Origin of the sequence: Bacillus sp. JJ1122 (genome assembly GCF_036964885.1) — a bacterium.
Lineage (GTDB): Bacteria > Bacillota > Bacilli > Bacillales > Cytobacillaceae > Mesobacillus.
In genome coordinates this window covers 26,534-42,343 of the sequence record NZ_JBALQL010000016.1, presented here as the reverse complement: position 1 = coordinate 42,343, position 15,810 = coordinate 26,534, and the positions used below count along the sequence as shown (strand labels likewise).

13 protein-coding genes, 1 pseudogene and 1 riboswitch are annotated in these 15,810 nt (G+C 40.8%); of the genes and pseudogenes, 2 read left to right on the top strand and 12 right to left on the bottom strand.

Annotated features, from left to right (window positions below; genetic code table 11):
* Positions 1 to 2 precede the first annotated feature (2 nt).
* The 8 genes from V7201_RS10095 to V7201_RS10060 all read right to left on the bottom strand — a co-directional run bounded on the left by V7201_RS10095 (position 3) and on the right by V7201_RS10060 (position 7,422).
* Positions 3 to 947 carry a phosphoglycerate dehydrogenase gene (locus V7201_RS10095; RefSeq protein WP_335376656.1) on the bottom strand — a complete coding sequence of 315 codons (945 nt, stop codon included), beginning with the start codon at positions 945 to 947 and terminating at the stop codon, positions 3 to 5.
* Positions 948 to 1,090: 143 nt separating this feature from the next.
* Entirely contained in the window at positions 1,091 to 1,861 is a 771-nt protein-coding gene (locus V7201_RS10090; protein ID WP_335376625.1) for an SDR family NAD(P)-dependent oxidoreductase, read from the bottom strand.
* 147 nt (positions 1,862 to 2,008) lie between these two features.
* Positions 2,009 to 2,362: a Rieske (2Fe-2S) protein gene (locus V7201_RS10085; protein ID WP_335376624.1), complete on the bottom strand. Its 354-nt coding sequence runs from the start codon at positions 2,360 to 2,362 to the stop codon at positions 2,009 to 2,011.
* Positions 2,363 to 2,396: 34 nt separating this feature from the next.
* Positions 2,397 to 3,488 (bottom strand): amidohydrolase family protein, encoded by a 1,092-nt coding sequence (locus V7201_RS10080; protein ID WP_335376623.1) that lies wholly within the window; start codon positions 3,486 to 3,488, stop codon positions 2,397 to 2,399.
* 33 nt (positions 3,489 to 3,521) lie between these two features.
* Entirely contained in the window at positions 3,522 to 4,562 is a 1,041-nt protein-coding gene (locus V7201_RS10075) for an Ldh family oxidoreductase (RefSeq protein ID WP_335376622.1), read from the bottom strand.
* 28 nt (positions 4,563 to 4,590) lie between these two features.
* Positions 4,591 to 5,394: a fumarylacetoacetate hydrolase family protein gene (locus V7201_RS10070; protein ID WP_335376621.1), complete on the bottom strand. Its 804-nt coding sequence runs from the start codon at positions 5,392 to 5,394 to the stop codon at positions 4,591 to 4,593.
* A 26-nt stretch (positions 5,395 to 5,420) separates the two neighbouring features.
* Positions 5,421 to 6,104: a GntR family transcriptional regulator gene (locus tag V7201_RS10065; RefSeq protein WP_335376620.1), complete on the bottom strand. Its 684-nt coding sequence runs from the start codon at positions 6,102 to 6,104 to the stop codon at positions 5,421 to 5,423.
* A gap of 589 nt (positions 6,105 to 6,693) precedes the next feature.
* Complete coding sequence (locus V7201_RS10060; protein ID WP_335376619.1) at positions 6,694 to 7,422, bottom strand: restriction endonuclease; 729 nt, start codon at positions 7,420 to 7,422, stop codon at positions 6,694 to 6,696.
* A gap of 243 nt (positions 7,423 to 7,665) precedes the next feature.
* On the opposite strand from V7201_RS10060, the gene V7201_RS10055 reads away from it, so the two are divergent.
* Both V7201_RS10055 and tagU read left to right on the top strand, forming a co-directional pair.
* Positions 7,666 to 8,493: a nuclease-related domain-containing protein gene (locus V7201_RS10055; protein WP_335376618.1), complete on the top strand. Its 828-nt coding sequence runs from the start codon at positions 7,666 to 7,668 to the stop codon at positions 8,491 to 8,493.
* Between the two features lie 341 nt (positions 8,494 to 8,834).
* Entirely contained in the window at positions 8,835 to 9,764 is a 930-nt protein-coding gene (tagU, locus tag V7201_RS10050; RefSeq protein ID WP_335376617.1) for a polyisoprenyl-teichoic acid--peptidoglycan teichoic acid transferase TagU, read from the top strand.
* Positions 9,765 to 9,872: 108 nt separating this feature from the next.
* Positions 9,873 to 9,959: riboswitch (cyclic di-GMP riboswitch) on the top strand.
* 298 nt (positions 9,960 to 10,257) lie between these two features.
* Here tagU and V7201_RS10045 read toward each other — a convergent pair.
* The 4 genes and pseudogenes from V7201_RS10045 to V7201_RS10030 all read right to left on the bottom strand — a co-directional run.
* Positions 10,258 to 10,347 (bottom strand): annotated as a pseudogene (locus V7201_RS10045) (type I phosphomannose isomerase catalytic subunit); the annotation flags it as partial.
* A 130-nt stretch (positions 10,348 to 10,477) separates the two neighbouring features.
* Positions 10,478 to 12,451: a PTS fructose transporter subunit IIABC gene (locus V7201_RS10040; RefSeq protein ID WP_335376616.1), complete on the bottom strand. Its 1,974-nt coding sequence runs from the start codon at positions 12,449 to 12,451 to the stop codon at positions 10,478 to 10,480.
* A gap of 149 nt (positions 12,452 to 12,600) precedes the next feature.
* A complete protein-coding gene (locus tag V7201_RS10035) occupies positions 12,601 to 14,523 on the bottom strand; it encodes a BglG family transcription antiterminator (RefSeq protein WP_335376615.1) in 1,923 nt (640 codons plus the stop codon).
* 149 nt (positions 14,524 to 14,672) lie between these two features.
* Positions 14,673 to 15,806 carry a glycerate kinase family protein gene (locus V7201_RS10030; protein ID WP_335376614.1) on the bottom strand — a complete coding sequence of 378 codons (1,134 nt, stop codon included), beginning with the start codon at positions 15,804 to 15,806 and terminating at the stop codon, positions 14,673 to 14,675.
* Positions 15,807 to 15,810 lie beyond the last annotated feature (4 nt).

Below are 15,810 nucleotides of genomic sequence, written 5' to 3'. Positions count from 1 at the left end.
CATTAGGATGGAACGAGATAAGCCGCTTGTCTTCCTTCCAAAACATCTAATACATTTTGTGCTGTCAGCATACCTACTTCTCGTAATGCCTCTTCTGTATATCCGGCCATATGGGGGGTCGCAATAAAGTTTGGCAGATTAAGCAAGGGTGAATCTGAAAGTGGTTCATTTTCAAAAACATCAATTGCCGCACCCCTTATTAATCCGGCCTTGAGTGTGTCATATAGCGCTTGCTCATCAATAATCCCACCACGAGCAGTATTCACAATGAAGGCACTTTCCTTCATAAGCGATAATTCTTCCTTTCCAATCATCGCCTTGGTCTCCTGGTTCAAATCTGTATGGATCGTGATAAAGTCCGATTCCTTTAATAGTTCCTGAAAGGGCACATATTTTCCTAAACCTTGCTGTTCAATCTGTTCGTCCTGGAAAAGATCATAGCAGCGGACCTTCATATTAAATCCCTGTGCACGCCTGATAACTTCCTTTCCAATCCTCCCTGTGCCAATGACACCAAGGTTTTTTTGAAATATTTCATTTCCTACAACACGTGGCCACTTCTTTTCTTTAACCTCTTGGTACGCAGATGGAATTTGACGGGCAATAGAAAGGAATAAGCCAAACACCATATCTGCGACAGCATGCCTGTTTGCCCCTGGAGCATTGGTAACGAGAATACCCTTCTTTTCTGCTTCTTTGAGATCAATATTGTCTACTCCTGCTCCATGCTTGGCAATAACCTTTAATTTCGCTGCATATTTTAATACTCCCGGAGTAATCGTTTCTACCCCTACAATTAAGGCATCTGCATCGGAAAGAGCTTTTGCGAATTTCTCTTCATTTGAAGTAATATCTTTCTGTAAAATTTCAACTTGGCAGCCTCGGGAATAGAGTAAATCGAGCGGATCCTTTGAATACAATCCAAAGGTAGGTGAAGAAGAAATCACTTTAAACAAAATGGGCACCCTCCTTGATGGGCTCTCAGCTCAAGATTTTTTCAGCTCACTTCAAAACTTTTTCAGGTATTTTAATAAAATCATTTTTTTCATAATCACTTTTATAATAGTGTTATTTAACAATGCAACTAAACCTACCCCATAAACCTTCCGCCGTTCACGTCAATTACAGCACCAGTCATATAGCGTGATTCATCAGAAGCCAGAAAAACAGCCGCATTCGCAATATCCGCTTTTTCCCCTAGCGACTTTAACGGAATCTCCGATAATGTTTGTGTCCTTTGCTCTTCTGAATTTTCCTCATAAAACAAGTGATGCATTCGTTCTCCGCTGATAATTAGTCCAGGAGCAATCACATTCACATTGATTCCAAACTCCCCGACTTCTTTGGCCAGCCTTCTCGAAAAGTTGATCACTCCTCCTTTGGCTGCAGCATAGGCTACTCCAGTTATTAAACTGGCTGTTCTTCCTCCAATCGACGACATATTAATAATTTTCCCGCCGCCGCGTTCTTTCGTGTGTTTGACAAATGCCTGGGAAGTAAGAAAAGTACCCTTTAAGTTCACATCGATCACCTTATCCCAGTGCTCTTCTTCGATTTCTTCAAGAACACGAGGGGTGTGCAGGCTTCCTCCTGCGTTATTCACCAAAACATCAATTTTGCCGAAACGATTTATAATTTGATCAAACATCCTTGTAACGTCAGCCTTTTTGGAAACATCGCCAACGACGTATGCAACTTCATAGTCCTCTTCCAATTTTAATGCTGACTCTTTCACTAGCGCTTCATTGACATCGTTCAGGATGACGATCGCCCCTTCTTTCGCTAGATGAATAGCAATCTGCAATCCTAGCCCGCCAGCCGAACCAGTTATTAAAGCTACTTTGCTATCAAGTCTTCCCATGTAATTCACCTCTTCTAAGCCGATAGAGAATAAATATTAAGCTTGATCTTATTCGCCGGCTTTCTTTTTCTGGACTATCAATGGTCATTGCCACTACCTGACACTAACTTTCTGATAGAGCTAGTTTCCCTCCATGATAGCTGCTCTTTAAACCTGTAAAAAAACAGCTCCCTCTTCCTCGAGCACATCAAAGGTTTTAACCCGAACATTATCAGGATCAAATATTGAGCATCCAGTTTTAATGTCAAATTCCCAATTATGCCATGGACACTTAAGCACTTCTCCCACTTTTTCAAGGTTGTACTCACCAGGCTCTGATGCTGTACACGTTCCGTCAAGCGATCCGTCAGAAAGAGCTGGTCCCTTATGAGGGCAAACATTTCTCAGGGCATATAATTTACCGTCCTGTGATCGAATGACAACAATGGATTTCCTTTCAACTGTAAAGGCTTTCATTTGTCCTTCTTTTAACTCATCTGATCTACAAATGGTATACTTCATAGAAAGTTCCTCCTTCCGCATATAAGTGGATAAGTTACAGCTTATATAACTCCCTGGCATTTTCGTAGAGGATTTTATGTTTCAAATCGTCTGAAATCTTCGGTGGCAATGTCCGTTTTGGGGCATCGAAGTCCCAATGCGGGTAGTCCGTTGAAAACATCAGCATTTCATCCGTTCCCATCATATCGATAATATCTAAAAAGTGCTTAGCTGATATATCATGCCATGGCTGGGTACTAAACCTCATGTTATCCCGGAAATAATCGCTAGGCATCCGTTTAACCCAAGGTGTTTCCTGTCTAAGCCCCTTATAGGCTGCATCCATTCGGTTCATCATAAATGGAACCCATTCAAAACCTCCCTCAATTAACGCAACCTTTAAATCAGGATATTTATCAAAAACTCCGTTTGTAATCAGACTGATCACTTGCGTCATATAAGCTTGTGGATGTGCTGCACGCCAGGCAACATAATACCTTAAGAATTCCCCACCCTGGAATGTAATATCTGCTGATAGATGCATGCCAATTGCAAGCCCATGGCGGCAGGCTGCTTCAAAGATTGGATGATAAAGAGGGTCACCCCATGCAAAGTTGCCTATGGACATCATTACCTGTACCATCTGAGGGTGCGGACCTACACGGTCAATTTCACGAACAGCAGCAACAGGATCAGCCGGGATGGTAATGGAGCCTAACAGACGTTTATCTTTGTTTAACCATTGTTCAATCGTATAATCGTTATAGGCAGCCGCTCTGGCTGCAGCAAACTCATACCACCCTGTTGCAACAGTGGCTTCATGGAACCAGCCGCCAAGAACGGCATGAGTAATTTCATGGTCATCCAGTAATTGCTTTTTTAATAAATCAAAGTCTGAACCTGGAGGTCTTTTATTTTCTCCAAAGGAGTCTCCTCTATATTTCGTACCGCTGCGGACTTGATGAAATGGAGTAGTCTTGATAGGCTTCCAGTTGTACTCTGTGATATAGCGCTTCCAATGATCTGACAAATAGGGTACCAAATCATCTACAGATGCTATATCATGGTGAACGTCTGTATCAATGACTTTAAACTTAGTCTCTTTTACTTCATTTTGCTGAGACAGAACTGTATCATTCATGGTCATCCTCTTCCTCCTTAATAGAAGTTTTTAATCACTCTATACCGATAGCTCCTCCACTCCGAGGTTCCTGGCTAATTCATTTAAGTTATGGAAGGTCTGCTCCTCCATTGGGACTCCCGCTTCTAAATTTTTCTTTTCCTTTAAAAATTCAATTTCACCAGGCAGATATAACTCATCCGTGCCTTCTGCCTTTTTTGAATTTTTAATATAGGCAACAAGTTGCTTGATACCGTGATGATATATTTCTAAGGGAATCAGCTTTTTGATATCAATTGTCAGCATAAAATGGGAAATCGATTGTTTCTGGTTCACATCATACATCGAAGGAATCATTTTAGAAAAATGCCCCCCGGAAAGAACACCTGTCAAAATCTCCGCCATCAGCGCCAAGCCAAAACCTTTCGGACCTCCAACAGGAGAAAGGAATCCGCCATTTATGACGTCATCAGGATTGGTGGTGGGAACACCCTTGGCATCCACTCCCCATCCTTCTGGAATTGGCATATTTTTCTCCTTTGCAAACAGGACCTTACCAAATGCAGTATTGCTCAGAGCCATATCCAATACAATTGGTTCATCTGCTGATGGAGCGGCAATCGAAATCGGATTGTTTCCAATCACCTTTTCTGCTCCCCCAATCGCAGGCATCAAAGGGGCAACATTGCTGATGACAATTCCAATTTTATCTTGCTTAGCCGCCATCAAAGAATAGTAGGCCGTGATTCCGAAATGATTGCTATTTTTCACCGCAACTAATCCAATTCCGGATTCTTCCGCCTTCTCTATCGATTTTTCCATGGCTTTATAAGCTACAACTTGACCTGCTCCATAATTCCCATCCAAAAGGGCCATTACAGGAGTCTCTTGCTCTACCGTTATATGAACCTTATTGGTGATCATCCCTTTTTGTATCCGCTCAACATAGATGGGAAGCCTTAAAAAGCCATGGCTATGTATCTCTCTTAAATCTGCTTCCAGTAAAACTTCGGTAATGATTTCTGCTTCCTCTTGAGGCACATCAACTTTCATCAACAATTGATTGGAAAAAAACCTGATTTTTTCTGGATTGATTTTCATTATGATCCCCTTTGTTAAAAGAATTTCTTTATGCTGAATGGGTCTCCTCAGTCTGAGGATTTCCCACTTTCGTTCCATCCACCACTTTGTTTGTCAATTTTCCGATCCCTTCGATTTCCAGGACTACTTCATCTTCCGGTTTTAGCGGTCCAACCCCTGATGGTGTACCCGTAATGATAATATCGCCTGGATTCAGTGTCATCACTTCAGTGACTTTCACGATAAGGGATTCAATATCGTGGATTAAGTCATCCGTATTGGAATGCTGCCGGACTTCTCCATTTACCGTTAATTTAATTTCCACATTATTTGGATTTAATTCCGTTTCAATGGCTGGACCTAGAGGCTTAAAAGTTGCAAAAGACTTGGCTCTCGTAAATTGCCCATCCTTTTTTTGGAGATTTCTATCTGAAACATCGTTGCATGCAGTGTAACCGAACACATAATCCAGGGCTTCTTCTTTTTTGACATCCTTAGCCTGTTTGCCGATCACAATCGCCAGTTCTGCTTCATAATCAATTCGATGCTCTAGATTAGGCAAGATAATTTCCTCCCCATCAGGCACGATAGCTGTTGGTGAAACCATAAACATCATTGGCTCATCAGGAATATCTTTTCCGCTTTCTTCCGCATGGAGAGCATAGTTCAATCCAATCGCGACAACCTGGCCTGGATTCACTGGAGGCAACAGCTTAACTTCCGAGAGCTGGAATTCCTCACCAGTTAACTTTGGTGACCCTTCCAAAAAATCCGAATCTAATTCTGCTACTTTTTCTCCCTCTAAAACACCAAATAAATTTTTGCCATTTTTAGAAAAGCGTACATATTTCATTATTTCTTCCTCCTTGAGTCGTATTTTCAGGTGCTATGATTTGGAATAAGACTATTGATTTTGTCATAATAGTCCCGTTGGTTGCGCCTGAGAATTTCTCTTCCGGCACGTGTTTTATGCTTAATCATGTAACTTTCTGCAAGCATAATATCTCTTTTCATTAATGCCTGGTAAATATGCTCATGCTCTTCAACAGACGCCTCAATGTGCTCGTCATTCCCTTTAAATAAGGAGGGATACCTTCTGGTGTTGGCCCATAGCTCATCAATTTTATGGATTAACAAACGATTATTACATGCAGAATAGATTTTTTTATGAAACTTAATATTTAATGCCTCATATTCGTCGTAGTCTTTTTCTCTGAATGCCATAACCGAATCATCTAAAATTTCTCTAAGTTCCTCCATATGACTTTGAGTTAATCCTTCGACTGCCAGCCTTGTTGCAAGCCCTTCCAATTCTACCCGCAGTTCAAAAATTTCCTGAATATCCTTGGATGATAGTGTACTGACAACAGCCCCAACATGTGGCTTGAACTCTATCAACTTTTCTGAATCCAATTGACTAATAGCTTCCCTAACTGGAATTTCACTGCTTTGAAACCTCACAGCAAGCCGGCTGATCACCAACTTATCTCCAAATTCATATTGGCCGCTTAGTATCTCTTCTTTTAGCGTCTGGTAGATCATTTCCTTTTTTGTGCGATACATAGATAATCGACAGCCTCTCTTTATCAGAAAATTCAAATCATATATGATATATTATATATGGTATATCATATATGATTTTCAGTCAAGAATGAATATTTTGAAAATAATACTTATTTTTAGCTCTTTTATCGTAACTGATTTATAGGGAACTATTGGGAGATATGGTGACTGAGAATCATTTTTAGCATATCATCAGGGTTTTTATTGATTATTCGGTTCAATCATTCTGATTTTAACTACATGTCGTTCTGCAGTGACGAGTGCTCATTTTCCTAACAGGAATTGCACTCCCGATCCTTCATAAAAAAGAACATAATGATACAAAATTCGATGGTTCCTACTTCCACTCTTAATCTATGAGTTTAAGCCAATTCATTAAGAAAGTTGGGAGATAAGATGCTTCCTAGCTCAGACAATAATTTTCGTCTTCTAATGTAATTTTACACAAACAAAAAGCCCACCTTTCTTTAGATTTATAGAAAGGATAGGCTCTTTACCATACAACGATATTTATTTGCTTAACTTGATGGATATGGGATAGCTCCCTTCCTATGGATCCTTGGATATCACCCCTTAACCCCCATTACATTCACGCTAGGCTATTTTTCTTCAATTGTTGCTCTCTCCAAGGTAAAAGTTTTGAATTAACCCATTCTTCGCCTCGACATTCAATATTTCTGCGGTCAGCTTCCACAAGAGCAGGATTTGTAAAACTTGAACTGGTTATCAATTCAGCTAACATGCAACCATGGTTCTTCTTTGCAGAATCAAGTTCCCGTATGAGCTTAACGTCTATTTGTTTACCTTTTATATAATGTTTAATTTGGACTGCAACTTCAGTATTATGATGACGATTGAAGATGATCAAATCTACTCCCCCATCAGCACCTTCTGATGTTTTACGGGGTTTATACCCCTTTGCTTTGTAGTAAAGATAGCATAGTTCTTCAAATTCTCTCCAAGAAATATCCTCTAATGGTAAAGTCATTATATTCTTTTCCGATCTTAGAATTTTGGAGGTGTCTGCTAAATTAGTCGGATTATTTTTAAGAGGTGGTTTTTTTATACTTTTATTGTTTTTTGATTTTTTTGGTAACCCCGTGTACATGTTTTTATACTTGTTCTCTTTTCTCCTCATGTCTGGAACAAAAGAAGATGTAATTGCACCCATAACTACTGCAAATAGCACTAGTCCAATTAGATAATAAATGCTAGTTATTTTAAATTGAAATATTACCCAGAGACCAATCAATAAAATTGGCCCTGCTACAATCGTATAAAGGTCATTTTGTCTTTGTTTTCTACTTGGTTTTGCCAAATACTTCTCCTCCTAAGTTGTCAACTAACTATAGATAATTCTACCATATTTTTGAAAACCAACTTTTTCTTTATCGATTATTTCTTTTAACTTATATTCAACCTTTTACCTACTTAAAAAATAATCCACAAAAACTATAAATACTTAGGCGTAAATATAGTGGTCATGCCCATATCTTAGGTATGGTTGAAATTCCTACAAAAAGTTACAATTAAAATAGATTAAACAAATAGGGAGAAGATCATGCTATTATTCCTAAACTTTTTAAAGAAGAAAAAGAACGAGGAACCAAAACAAGCAAGTACAACCTCATCAAAACTAAAAAGAACGAATGAACAGGTTGCTACAAGAAAAGGCGAAATAGGAGAATTTAAGATCGATATACAATTAGATCAGTTACCAAAGGATTGTCGTTACTTAAGCGATCTCCTCGTGAAAAATCCAAAAGCAAAGTCCGGGTATTCACAAATTGACCATGTAGTTTTAACTTCATATGGTATTTTTGTCATTGAAACTAAAAACTATCAAGGGACTATATATGGCGCAAAAGATCGAAAAACATGGTTGGTTAATGGAAAGTTTAAAATGATGAACCCTTTTGTGCAGAACTACGGTCATATCAGAGCACTAACATCATTTATCGATAACAAGTATCATGATTTATTTTTTTCCCTGGTATCTTTTACGAAACGTTGCACATTTAAAGTGGACTTGGATTACCGAAAAATAGCATCTAACGAAATGATAGTGTATGACATGGAGTTGTCAGAATTTATCCATCGAAAGGTCTCCGTCTTAAAAATTCAACACAAGGAGCCTCTCCTAAACGAAAATGACATCTCAACAATTTTTCATGCCTTTTCCAGGGCAAATATTACTGACCCAAAAGTTAGAGAAAAACATAATCTTGCATTAAAAACAAATATATCAGAGGAAAAAACCAGCTCTAGTTCTTCGTGTACTGTTTGCAATAAACCTGTTTCAGAAAAAGTAAAAAAGTATTGTTTATCAAACAATAAATTCAACGGTGAAATCTATTGTTATGAACATCAGAAGACTGCTCCAAAATAGCATTATCTAAAATTGCAAATTAGATAATTANNATTAATAATTCCAAATGAAAAGAATTTTTTAAAATTTTCAGCACTAATAGATTTCAAAGTTTATTAAATATATTCCTCATTAACTTTATCTCTAAAGCTTTGAATAACCTATCCATTCTGCGTTTTCAGCCATAAGCCTCTTAGAAAGAATACGAGCTATCTTCGTAATATTTAACTTAAATATACACATACGGAAGATTTCATCTCTCTTATCAAATAACTGCATAAAAAATACATTCTCTATTAACTAAAAATTTGTTAAGATAGTGAATAGTGCAAAAAACCTTTTTATTAGGAAGGAACAAGGATATGAGATCAGATAAAAAGAAAAAAAAGCCTACATGGCTTAAAGTGATAGGAATAGTGATTCTCCTATTAGTCATTGGTGTAGGAGCTTATGCATTTACGGTATATAACTCTCTAACTAGTGCTGTGGATACGATGCACCAGCCGATTGAACGTGGTAAATCGGAGAAGCGTCAAGACCCTGTTACTTTGGATAAGAAGCAGCCATTTTCCGTATTGATGATGGGTGTAGATAAACGTAAAGGTGACAGCGGCCGTTCTGACACATTAATCGTGCTTACTGTTAACCCTAATACAAAAACAACGAAAATGCTGAGCATTCCACGTGATACTAGGACTGAGATTATTGGCAAAGGGAAAGAAGACAAAATCAACCATGCCTATGCTTTTGGCGGTGTCGAAATGGCAATGGCTACGGTTGAAAATTTCCTGGATATTCCGATAGACTATTATATGCAAATCAATATGGAAAGCTTTCAGGATATTGTCAACGCTGTAGGTGGAGTCACTGTGAATAATGACCTTGATTTCACGTATGAGGGAGTCCACTTTCCAAAAGGAGAACTTGTTTTAAATGGGGAAAAGGCTCTAAAATATTCACGAATGCGCTATGAAGATCCACGCGGTGACTTCGGAAGACAATCACGTCAGCGCCAGATCATTCAAGCAGTTATTAAAGAAGGTGCAAGCTTCTCGTCTCTAACAAAATTCGATGATATTTTTAAAGCTTTAGGACAGAATGTCAAAACAAATATGACATTTGATGAAATGGTCGATATCCAGAAGAATTATAAGGACGCTGGCAAAAGCATTCAGCAAATGGAAGTCAGCGGAAGTGGCACGAAGATCGATGGAATCTACTATTATATGGTCCCTGATGAAGAGAAACAAAAGTTACAACAAGCTTTAAAAGAACACCTGGAGTTAAAATAAATTCTGTTCTTTAGCCAATCCTGTTCTATACTAGGATTGGCTTTTTTGTAGTTTAATGTCGAAAACGGTAAGTTTTACCTATAGCACTATCATTCTGAAAATTTATATAATATTGAAGAGCAAAATTACTGAAAAGTAATGACGCAAAGCTAAAGGGGCCTCTGTCCAAACCGACAAAGCCTGCCAGCTGCCATCAAAATAGATAAAGGAGATCATTTGATGACGACACATTATCAATGGTTAACACCTGAAGCCAAACAAAGGAAAAAGAAAAGAAATAAGGTCATTTTATATACCTCTTTCCTTCTACTCTCTATCCTATTAAGCGCATTCATAACAATACTTGCAAATCAAATCTAATTTCATAAATTGAAGGCACCATCCTTATTGGGTGGTGCCTTCAATTTATATTACTTATCTTCACCATAACACTGTTGCCAATCGTCTCTAAGAATGGATGATATTCTGTCTCCACCTTCATGCTTGATACCGTATTATCATCAGGGTGTATCTGAAGGGAAAAGCCTTGGACTGCATCGAGAATCTTAGATAATATCGGAAAACGGTCTCCCTCAATATTGCCGCTTTCTTGCGTGGTAAATACGGAAGAAGGCAAAACAAAAAGGCAAGAGTACGGTACAATACCAAACTCTTGCCCAGCCGGCTGCCAACTTTTTGGACTCAGTTTTAGTCCCCATTCTTCCACTTTATAGTTATTGAATAGTCTCCAACAATTTATAAGCTTCATCTTTCGTTTTCACGTTCAGTAATTGTTCCCTGAATTGATCATCCATGAGTTTGCGCGATAGCATTTGAAGGATTTTCAAGTGCGCGTCTCCTGCTGCTTTTTCTGGTACTGCGATCATGAAGATCAGTTTTGCATCGGTTCCATCTAAGCTGTTCCAGTCGACTCCATTCCGCTTAATCCCAAATGCGACAGCAGGACGAGTGACAGTATTTGATTTTCCGTGAGGAATCGCGATATTCATGCCAAGTCCAGTTGAACTTTCTCCTTCACGCTTTAAAATCGCTTGTTTATAGTCTTCCTTAGAGCTTAAAACTCCGCTTGCATCAAACTTGGCAATCATTTCATCGATCACATCGTCACGAGTGTTGCCTGTTAAGTCCGTTTCAATTAAGTCCAAATCCATGATGTCAGTAAGCTGGCGAATTTCTGTTTTCGCAGCTGCTTCCACTTTTACAGGTTCAGCGGCTTTTTCAGGTTCGGCAGTCTTTTCATTCGCAGGCACATGAGCTGCAGAAACAGTGCCAACACCAGCCGCAACAGGACCGGCATCCACATTTTTCTTCAATGCTGTTACCATAAGTGCCGTCACAATCACACCCGCGATCACGGCAACAAAGAACATTACAACGTTATCAACAGCTCCGAGGACAGCAACGATCGGACCACCATGCGCTACTCGATCGCCCACTCCAGAAAGCATGGCAACAACCGAGCCAACCATTGAACCTACAACTATACTTGGAATAACACGAAGGGGATCCTGTGCTGCAAAAGGAATCGCTCCCTCTGTAATTCCGAACAATCCCATCGTGAATGAAGCTTTTCCTGCATCTCTTTCTGTTTGTGTGAATTTGCGTTTGTTGATGAAAGTAGCTAGTCCAAGACCAATTGGCGGGATACAGATGGCAACCGCAATCGGTCCCATGATTCCATAGTTTCCTTCCGCAATCATGGCTGAACCGAATAAGAAAGCAACCTTGTTGAAAGGACCGCCCATATCCACTGCAATCATCGCTCCAAGGATCATCGCTAACACAATCGAGCTTCCGCCCTGCATTCCAGCAAGCCACGCCGTTAATCCTTCAAACACACCTGCAACTGGCTTCCCAATGACAAAAATGAATAAAAGACCAACAATCAAACTTGATAAAATCGGGATAAAGATGATCGGCATGACTGGCTGAACTGCTTTTGGCACTTTAATTTTCTTTATACCAAGAGCAACATAACCTGCAAGGAAACCGGCGATAATCCCGCCGATAAATCCAGCACCAGCGTCACTGCCATAGAAACTTCCGTTTGCCGCAATATAACCGCCGATCATACCCGGAACCAAACCTGGTCGGTCAGCAATACTTACCGCAATGAATCCTGCCAAAATCGGCACCATGAACATGAACGCTGTACCGCCAAGGCTTTCAACCTGCTTCCAGATCGAACCGTCTGGAATCTTGATTCCACCAGGCGTTTGCTCGCCACCAAGTGTCAGTGCGATCGCAATCAGCAATCCCCCAACAACAATGAACGGAACCATATAGGATACACCATTCATCAAGTGTTTGTAGATCGGATTTTCTTTTTTACGACTTGGCTTAGCTTCATTTCCTGAAGCTAAATCTGCCTTATAGATTGGTGCATCCCCGCTCTGGATTCGTTTAATCAATTCTTCCGGCTTGCGGATCCCATCCTGGACACCTGTTACGATGACTCTTTTTCCGGCAAAACGTTCTTTCGCAACCTCTTTATCAGCGGCGATGATAATTCCATCTGCTTCCGCAATATCCTGGTCCGTTAATGCATTCTCTACCCCAATCGAACCCTGGGTTTCTACTTTTATATCAACACCAAGCGCTGCGCCCGCCTTTTGAAGATTTTCAGCGGCCATATACGTATGCGCAATACCAACTGGGCAAGCTGTTACAGCTAATATTTTCCCCATACTATTTCCTCCTAGTGATCATGTTGTATTTGCTTACTCTTATAATAACGCTTACATAACAAGCCAATCTTTTAAGTTTTTACCGTAAGCTGTGGTAAAAATGACTTAATAAAAATAGCAGTGCATTCTACTAAAATGCACTGCAAAGCTCATTTCCTCTCTAATAGCGCTATAAACTCCATGTAATCCCTTGACCCTGTTAACGCGTGAACGACAAGCGGTGTCTCGCTTAAAGAAGATATCCGCCCAATAATCCCGCGGACGTTTCCCTGATCCTGTTTGGCTATCGCCAGCATAAAGATGAGCGTGACCCTTTCATTTCCCCATTCAATTGGATCTTCCATGATTGCAACAGCAAGCGCCGATTTTTCGACCATAGCAGGATTGCCATGCGGAATCGCAATCCCTCCGCCAACCGCCGTAGATGAACTCCGCTCTCGGTTAACCGCACTGTGGATGAATCCCTGGCTGACATATCCTTTTGAAAAAAGAGCATTCGCAAGCATCTCGACTACCTCATAGCGATGTTCTTTTTTTACATTAAAGAACACAAGCTCCTCCGATAAAAACGGGGTAAAGACTTCCTTCTCATTACGTTCTATCTGTTTCTGCGCCAGACCTGTGACAAATTGGCTAAGCTTTCCCTTATCCTCTTGTCCAAACAGCGGTGAAATCACGATGTGTACCGTTGGTATTTTTTCGAGGGGAATCGTTGAGATAATAAAATCAGCTGAATGCTCTTCCAAGTATCCGTTTAATTCCGCCCGTTCAATGCACGCTAAAATGTCTATATCCTGATACTGCTGCTCAATTTTCGCTTCTAATAAATTCGACATGCCAATTCCCATATGGCAAACAATGATGGCCTTTTTCTTCTGATCCCTCTTCTTCTCCAGCCTTTCAATGGATGCCTGGAAATGAAGAACAATATAGGCTGCCTCATCCTCGGGAATCTCGATTAAGCATGATTCTCTTACGGCATCAATGGCTAGCATGACCATATTGAACATATAAGGGTACATCTTCTTAATATTCGAGAGCAGCGGATTGGTAATAGGAAATCCAAACTTGATGCGATTGGTGACGGAGTGCATATGCACCGCAAGTCCATTGGCCAGCACCCCATCCTTCCCAAAGGGCATCAAAGTGAGCTTGTCCATCTTTTCAATAATGGATTGCACAAGGTTCGCAGTCTCCTCATCCATATTCATAGCCTGCTGCTTGCCCACGTCCACCCGCTTGCTGCTGACAAGATGCCATGTAAAATAAACCCGCTCTTCTTCAGGAAATGTCATGCTGAAAACGCCTTCCAGCGAAGCAAACAGGAATTTTGCATACTGATATTCCTTTCTCCGGGACGCCTCTTGCCTTTCGGAAGGTTGTACAAAAATTGCGGCATTCTGCCTGGTCCGCTTGACCATAACCAGTGCATGTACAAGCAAGCTATTTGCGGCTTCTTCTGTGTAGGCGATGGAGAAGGTTTGCTGCATCTCTTGAATCGCTTTCTGAACCACCATGATTTCATATGGTAAAAATAAATCCAACACCGCTTTTTTATCATATTGTGCAGAAGGATTGAGCTCGGACAAGTGTGCCAGAGCACTGCGTTTCTTTAATTCCTGCCCTTGAATCTCATTACCAACTCTTGGCTTCGAAACAATCTCCAGTTCATAACGCTCCAGCCATTCTGATATCGTTTCAATATCCTTTTTGATCGCAGCTTTAGGGACATAATACAAATCAGCAAAATGCTGTAAGGTCATAGGCTTTTGACTCGTTAAAAGCTGAAAAGCCATTTCAAACAGCCGTTCTTCGCTCGATTTAGATTCACCCGAAAGCAGAGCTTGCAAAACCTTGGACCGATCTTCCTCCCTGCCTTCAATCGAAATCCCCTGCCCAGGCTTACGAATAACTCTAATCTCCGGATAATCGCAAATAAACTCTTCAATCCGATCCAAATCATTCCTCACCGTTTTCTCAGCACAATCCAACTGCTCAGCTAAAACCTTTATATTCATAACCTCGTCATGAACGAGCAATACTCTCAACAACTCTTTTTGTCTATTATTCATACCATACACCTGCTCAGTAAATACATATAGGTAAGTGTACCCGTAATAAGAATGCTAATCAAATAAGTGGGCACGGGTGAACATGGGGACGCCCAACCTGCCTAAGAAAACGAAAAAAGAAGCAAAGGGTACGTCCCCCTGCTTCCTCTCTATCTCATCAGTCGCATTATTTGGCTGGCTGTGATTTCGAGCTGTTTGGTGGTGATGTCTGGCTGCATGGCTTTTTCCAGGGTTCTGCATTCTGTCTGGATGGAGAATACAGCATCGAGATACTCGTTGATTTTCACTAATTCTGTATCGATTCTTCCGGCAATGCCAATGACTTTTTTGTTGTGGAGTTTGGCGTACTTGGCTATTGTCACCGGTACCTTGCCCATCAACGATTGCTGGTCGAGGCTTCCTTCACCGGTGAATACAATGTCAGCAGCTTTGATCTTTTCTTTAAGTCCGGTTATGTCCATTACGATTTCAGCGCCAGACTTCATGGTTGCATGGAGGCAGGCGGCCATTGCGCCGCCAAGCCCGCCAGCTGCACCAGCACCTAGGATATCCTGGACATCCATACCTGTTTCCTTCGAGAATACTTCACACAAACGCTTAAGAGCTATATCCAGCTCCAAGATTTGGGCGTCATTCGCCCCTTTTTGCCTTGCAAAAATATGAGCGGCTCCACCTGGCCCATAAAACGGGTTCAACACATCGCTGGCTATCGTGAACGAGCATTCTTTCAGCTCTTTCATTGCTTGTTTGGACGACATGGAGTCTACCTGCATAAGAGGGTTTCCCTCATTGCTGATCAAATGCCCTTTTTTATCATAAAACTGCCAGCCAAGTGCCTGAAGCATCCCTGTGCCGCCATCATTTGTCGCACTTCCTCCTAAAGACAGGATAAAATGGCGATACCCCTGTTCAATGGCATCCTTGATTTGCTCGCCGACACCAAAAGTGTTAGTCCTCATCGGATTTCTTTGCTGAGCGTGAATCAGGGTAAGACCACAGCTCGCAGCACTTTCGATAAAAACATGGTCCACACCTTTAAATGGAAAGACGACATATTCAGCTAAGACGTTTTCCATTAAGGGACCGTGAACACTTACTTTCCTCTTCGTGCCGCCTCTGGAGTGCATAAGCGCTTCTACTGTTCCTTCCCCGCCATCTGCCATGGGGCAGACTTCAACTGCAGCATCCGGACAGGCATCCAACACGCCTTTTTTTATGGCTTCACCTGCCTCTATAGAAGATAACGATCCTTTGAACGAATCCACCGCAATGACTGCTTTCATAACA

Bases quoted from the DNA above. Each gene is read 5' to 3' on its own strand.
- V7201_RS10090 (WP_335376625.1), bottom strand. From the start codon at position 1,861: ATGGGAAGACTTGATAGCAAAGTAGCTTTAATAACTGGTTCGGCTGGC.
- V7201_RS10085 (WP_335376624.1), bottom strand. From the start codon at position 2,362: ATGAAGTATACCATTTGTAGATCAGATGAGTTAAAAGAAGGACAAATG.
- V7201_RS10080 (WP_335376623.1), bottom strand. From the start codon at position 3,488: ATGACCATGAATGATACAGTTCTGTCTCAGCAAAATGAAGTAAAAGAG.
- V7201_RS10075 (WP_335376622.1), bottom strand. From the start codon at position 4,562: ATGAAAATCAATCCAGAAAAAATCAGGTTTTTTTCCAATCAATTGTTG.
- V7201_RS10070 (WP_335376621.1), bottom strand. From the start codon at position 5,394: ATGAAATATGTACGCTTTTCTAAAAATGGCAAAAATTTATTTGGTGTT.
- V7201_RS10065 (WP_335376620.1), bottom strand. From the start codon at position 6,104: ATGTATCGCACAAAAAAGGAAATGATCTACCAGACGCTAAAAGAAGAG.
- V7201_RS10055 (WP_335376618.1), top strand. From the start codon at position 7,666: ATGCTATTATTCCTAAACTTTTTAAAGAAGAAAAAGAACGAGGAACCA.
- tagU (WP_335376617.1), top strand. From the start codon at position 8,835: ATGAGATCAGATAAAAAGAAAAAAAAGCCTACATGGCTTAAAGTGATA.
- V7201_RS10040 (WP_335376616.1), bottom strand. From the start codon at position 12,451: ATGGGGAAAATATTAGCTGTAACAGCTTGCCCAGTTGGTATTGCGCAT.
- V7201_RS10035 (WP_335376615.1), bottom strand. From the start codon at position 14,523: ATGAATAATAGACAAAAAGAGTTGTTGAGAGTATTGCTCGTTCATGAC.
- V7201_RS10030 (WP_335376614.1), bottom strand. From the start codon at position 15,806: ATGAAAGCAGTCATTGCGGTGGATTCGTTCAAAGGATCGTTATCTTCT.